Source organism: Tateyamaria sp. (assembly GCF_039940735.1).
GTDB lineage: Bacteria > Pseudomonadota > Alphaproteobacteria > Rhodobacterales > Rhodobacteraceae > Tateyamaria.
Genome location: NZ_JBDVGB010000003.1, coordinates 1 through 5368, shown reverse-complemented (window position 1 = coordinate 5368; position 5368 = coordinate 1). Strand labels below are relative to the sequence as shown.

The following is a 5368-nucleotide window of genomic DNA, read 5'->3' as shown; positions in this document are numbered from 1 at the left end:
GCAAGACATCATCGACGCAGCAAGCGTTTGGTTTGATGATCCGGCTGGTTTTACCGCTGACATTTATACTGGCTCAAACGACGGCTTGGCCCCATTCAGGCTTGGAAAAGGCGAGGCCGTATCGCTGCAGTTAACAGCAAGTGACGAAGTCTTTTTGGACACTTTAAAGCATGTCAGCATTGCCGTCATTGCAAACGATGACACCTTCGGCCTGAGTATTGAAAGCCGTCGCCAACTGTTAACAAATACTGGCGGCAGCCTTTTCAACGCGCAAGGCACATTGACTGCCGCAAGCGCAAAAGTTGGTTCGGCCCAAGCACGCATTGATGCCTTGGCGGCTCGAAACTCAACCGAAGAAAACGCGCTCTTGATTGCCAAGGGAGCCCTTGTTCAAGCAGATCCATTTGAAGCCGCAACAGAACTGGAGGCCGTCCAATTTCAGCTCCAAAGCCTATACGCAATCACCGCACGCATGTCAGACATGTCATTTGTGAACTTCATACGATGAGGGTTCTTTTAGCTGTCATATTGACCTGCTTCTGTGTTCAGTTCGCAGCTGCTGGCCCAGTCCGCATCAAGGACCTCGTTGAGTTTGACGGCGTGCGCGGAAATGACCTGGTCGGATATGGGCTTGTTGTTGGCCTTGATGGCACTGGTGACGGGTTGCGCAACGCGCCTTTCACAGAAGACATCATGACAAATATTCTTGAACGGCTGGGCGTCAATGTAACTGGAGAGCAGTTCCGACCAAAGAATGTCGCCGCGGTTTTTGTCACCGCGACGCTACCACCCTTCTCGCGGAACGGGTCGCAAATCGATGTGACCATTTCAGCCATTGGGGACGCGAAAAGCCTTTTGGGTGGAACATTGATAATGACACCAATGAACGCTGCGGATGGTCAAATTTATGCAGTTGCTCAAGGGACTGTAATCGCCGGCGGCACCGTGGCTGAGGGCGATGGCGCACGTGTCACTCAAGGTGTGCCAACCGCCGGCGTTATTCCATCCGGCGCGCGCGTTGAACGTGAAGTGGATTTTGATTTGAGTAGTCTGACAGATATGCGGCTTGCGTTGCGGGATGCAGACTTCACAACTGCTGGCAGAATTGAACAGGCTATAAACTCCGACTTCGGAAGGCGCGTCGCAACAATGCAGGATTCTGGCACAGTAAGCTTGAATATTCCCCAAACTCGGATGCGTTCTGTCGCCCATGCTTTGGGACGGATTGAGAACATTTCGATCGAACCAGAACGTAAGGCGCGCGTCGTTGTAGATCAGCGTTCGGGCACAATTGTCATGGGCGATGATGTACGAATTTCGCGTGTTGCCGTCTCTCAAGGAAATCTAACTTTGCGCATTCAAGAACAGCCCTTGGCTATTCAACCGAACCCATTTTCGGAAGGTGACACGGTGGTCGTTCCGCGCACAACAGTGGATATCCAAGAGGAAGAAGGCACCGGTCTTGCTGAAATCCCAGATGGCACATCTTTGTCAGAGGTCATTGCAGGCCTGAATGCATTGGGCGTTGCGCCACATGACATGATAGATATTTTGAAAAGCATCAAAGCCGCCGGAGCATTACACGCTGAATTTATCGTCCGCTGAGAAGCTGGAAGATCTCTGTGCTCAAACAGCAAGCCCGAGTCGGTCCCGGTGACTATCAGACTTCTCAATTCGTGGGTTCTGATTCAAAGTGTGGCATATCGAGAGCGACGTTAACCAGTCGCGCTCTGACCAATGCAATGTGCGCACCATTGAAATCAACTGCCCCAGAAAGATGAGGCGCCCGTCACGACGAGATATGATCTACAACTGTTCATTGGAGAGGTGCCTTGGATCGTCAAAGCTGATGCGCAGTGGCAAGATCTTGGCCTTGACTAAATATTCAAGAACTTCATGAATTTCCGCGTCCTGCTCAACCAAGCCTGTGAGCTGCCAGCGCCATAATCAAATGGCGTAGGAAACCCAAAGACATTCTTATGGACAACGGCCTAAAATATATAAGTGATACGCTGATAGTATGGGTCGAAAATTTGGGTCTTTGATTGAAATGAATACAATCCGGCAAGCTCCAATAAAACGCTTAAACTTGATCGTTGTGGTTGAATCACAGAGAAAACACACGAATGAAATCAACCAAGAGACATACGATTGAGCAATTCAATGACTCTGGATCTACAGCTGCAAGCAATCTAGCATGGGCATCGGTGACATAGCCCCGCCAAGAAGTTAGAATTAGTCCCGCGAATTCTACGGCTGAACCCCAATAACATTCGGCGGATTACCTGGTTGGAAGAGCACAAATTCCGTGGATATCCACATCATTGCTGGCGCATCAAAACTGTGACGGCCAACACTTGAGCATACAAAAGTACGATGCCCCACCTAAGGGTTACGAGCAAAAACGCACATGAGAACCTTTTTGTTTTGACGCCCTCTGGCGAATTTTTACTCGCGAACAAGTTTTGCATCGGCTTTGTGATGCGCTTCGCGCCCTGTTTTTTCTCACGGGTCGTTGCCATACCTACCAAGGAATGCCTATTGGGTCCGTTGGCCTGCGTTTCGACAAACGCGGCAAGAAATGTAAGAGCACACAATGTCAAAAAAAACGCGAAACGTGTTGGTTACGGGCACAGCTGGTTTCATCGGTTTCCACCTTGCGCAGTTGCTGACAAAACGCGGCTTCAACGTTCTTGGTTACGATGCCATGACCGATTATACCGATGTCGCGCTGAAGGAACGCCGCCATCAGATGCTGGCGCAACATGCGAATTTCCGGTGTGTTACTGACCGCCTCGAAGACATGGACGCACTAAGCCAAGCGTTTGACGGTTTCGAGCCCGACGTTGTCGTACATTTGGCGGCACAGGCTGGTGTCCGCTACAGCCTGGAACAACCCCGCGCTTACATCGAAAGCAACATCGTCGGCACATTCAACGTCATCGAATGCGCACGCAAGCATAAGGTCGACCATCTTTTGATGGCTTCAACGTCGTCCGTTTACGGCAGCAACACTGAAATGCCATTCTCCGAACAACAGAAATGCGACACTCCCTTATCGATTTATGCCGCAACTAAAATGGCCGGTGAATCGTTGGGGCATTCCCATGCGCACCTGTGGAATCTGCCAACCACAATGTTTCGCTTTTTTACTGTCTACGGCCCATGGGGCCGCCCCGATATGGCGATGTTCAAATTCACTAAGGGCATCTTAGAAGGGACGCCGATCGATATCTACAATCATGGCGATATGTATCGAGATTTCACATATGTCGAAGATTTGGTCGAAGGAATATACCACCTCATCGGCGCAATCCCCCCGGGACCAGAAGAAATCGATGCACGCTCAGCATTGCCCGAAAACGACAGCATCAGCCCCGTTGCACCATTTCGCGTCGTGAACATCGGCACTTCGACCAAAGTGCGTCTAATTGACTACATTGAGGCGATTGAAGCGGAATTGGGCATACAGGCGAACCGAAATTACATGGGTATGCAGCCCGGTGATGTACCCGCCACTTGGGCGGATGCGTCGTTGCTCGAAAGCTTGACGGGTCAACTGCCAACCACTCCGATTGAAACGGGTGTTAAGAATTTTGTTGCATGGTACTTAGATTATCACGACATCGCACCGATGAAATGAAAGATATCGATTGGGCCGAGCCCCTTCGACTGACTTGACCGACAACTTTTAACGACCTGCGTTCTTTAACCTCAAATGTCGTGCCCTACCACAGATCCAAGCCACCGCACCGCCCGTCCACAGGTTGTATTCAGCAAGTCTAGCGCTAGGTTTTAACTAACCCAAAGTGCAACCAAAAGGATCAGACGATGACACGAATGACAGCGAAGGATTTCGACCAGGAGCTACTAGATCTTTATGATTTTTACGCGCATGGCAAAATAACCAAACGCGAATTTCTAGAACGCGCAGGCAAGTTTACAGTGGCCGGTGTGACAGCAACGGCCCTTCTTGGCATGCTCAGCCCAAATTATGCCATCGCCGAACAGGTGTCCTTCAACGACCCGGACATTGTGGCCGATTATATAACGTACCCATCCCCCAACGGCACTGGCGACGTGCGCGGGTATCTGGTGCGCCCTACGAACACGGCCGGCGCTCTGCCTGCTGTGCTTGTCATCCATGAAAACCGCGGCCTTAACCCGTATATTGAAGATGTCGCGCGACGTCTGGCAAAGGCCGGGTTCATGGCGCTTGCCCCCGATGGTTTAACGTCGGTTGGGGGTTATCCCGGCAATGATGCCGATGGGCGCGAACTCCAGCGCACAGTGGATCGGGCTGAGTTAATGAATGACTTTTTCGCAGGTTTCGAACATCTTTTGGCACGCGATGATAGCACAGGAAAAGTCGGCGCAGTCGGCTTTTGCTATGGTGGCGGTGTCGTAAGCGCCATCGCCGTCGCCTATCCCGAATTGGCCGCAGGCGTTCCGTTTTATGGCCGCCAGCCCGCCGCGGAAGATGTATCCAAGATCCAGGCCCCTTTAATGATTCAGATGGGCGAATTGGATGAACGTATCAACGCAGGCTGGCCTGATTTTGAAACAGCGCTGAAGGCCAATGATAAAACCTACAAAGGTTACATCTATGAAGGGGCCAATCACGGATTTCACAACGACAGCACCCCCCGCTATGACGAGGAAAAGGCTGAATTGGCATGGGGACGCACCTTGGATTGGTTTAACTCTCATTTGACCTAAATCCGCGTTGAGGGGTGGTGCGCAGACGCCACCCCATTTTCGAACCAGAACGTGGCCATTCCAGATCGAACCATATCCATTAGATTCAAGAGTCCAAATAAAAGCGTTACCAATTTGGGTATAAATTTAATTCAATCGTAACATTTTATTTGCGACGATCATCTTGTGCGCCTATGCTTAAGGCAACGGAGGACAGTATGGACGCATTGATCTGCGACGCACAACGCACACCAATTGGCCGCTACGGAGGCGCACTTGCTACCGTGCGTGCCGACGATTTAGCTGCTGCACCAATTGCAGCGTTAATGGCGCGTCATCCTGATCTCGACTGGTCCGCCATTGATGATGTGGTGATGGGCTGCGCCAATCAAGCGGGCGAAGACAACCGTAACGTCGCTCGCATGGCTGCTCTTCTTGCTGGTCTTCCTGTGGATGTGCCCGGCATCACGGTGAACCTGCTTTGCGCGTCGGGCATGGACGCGGTTGGCATCGCAGCACGCGGGATCAAGGCTGGTGACCTGGACATCGCAATCGCAGGTGGCGTCGAATCAATGACCCGCGCGCCCTTCGTGATGCCGAAGGCAGGCAACGCATTCAGTCGGGCTAATCAAGTCTTTGACACGACCATCGGCTGGCGTTTTATCAACTC

The 5368-nt window shown here is 51.5% G+C and carries 5 protein-coding genes; all 5 read left to right on the top strand.

All coding sequences use genetic code 11. From position 1 onward, the window contains the following. Positions 1-508 (top strand): flagellin (locus ABJF76_RS00605; RefSeq protein WP_413822479.1); only part of this gene is annotated, 508 nt, incomplete at its 5' end. After that, positions 505-1605: a flagellar basal body P-ring protein FlgI gene (locus tag ABJF76_RS00600; RefSeq protein ID WP_413818887.1), complete on the top strand. Its 1101-nt coding sequence runs from the start codon at positions 505-507 to the stop codon at positions 1603-1605. The genes ABJF76_RS00605 and ABJF76_RS00600, both read left to right, overlap by 4 nt. A gap of 991 nt (positions 1606-2596) precedes the next feature. Then, complete coding sequence (locus tag ABJF76_RS00595; protein ID WP_413818888.1) at positions 2597-3643, top strand: SDR family NAD(P)-dependent oxidoreductase; 1047 nt, start codon at positions 2597-2599, stop codon at positions 3641-3643. Between the two features lie 188 nt (positions 3644-3831). Beyond that, on the top strand, positions 3832-4719 hold the full coding sequence (yghX, locus tag ABJF76_RS00590) for a YghX family hydrolase (protein ID WP_413818889.1): 888 nt from the start codon (positions 3832-3834) through the stop codon (positions 4717-4719). Positions 4720-4916: 197 nt separating this feature from the next. After that, on the top strand, positions 4917-5368 hold a 452-nt coding region (locus ABJF76_RS00585), incomplete at its 3' end, for a beta-ketoacyl synthase N-terminal-like domain-containing protein (RefSeq protein WP_413822478.1).

Excerpts from the sequence above, each read along its gene's own strand:
- ABJF76_RS00595 (WP_413818888.1), top strand. The coding sequence starts at position 2,597 with ATGTCAAAAAAAACGCGAAACGTGTTGGTTACGGGCACAGCTGGTTTC.
- ABJF76_RS00600 (WP_413818887.1), top strand. The coding sequence starts at position 505 with ATGAGGGTTCTTTTAGCTGTCATATTGACCTGCTTCTGTGTTCAGTTC.
- yghX (WP_413818889.1), top strand. The coding sequence starts at position 3,832 with ATGACACGAATGACAGCGAAGGATTTCGACCAGGAGCTACTAGATCTT.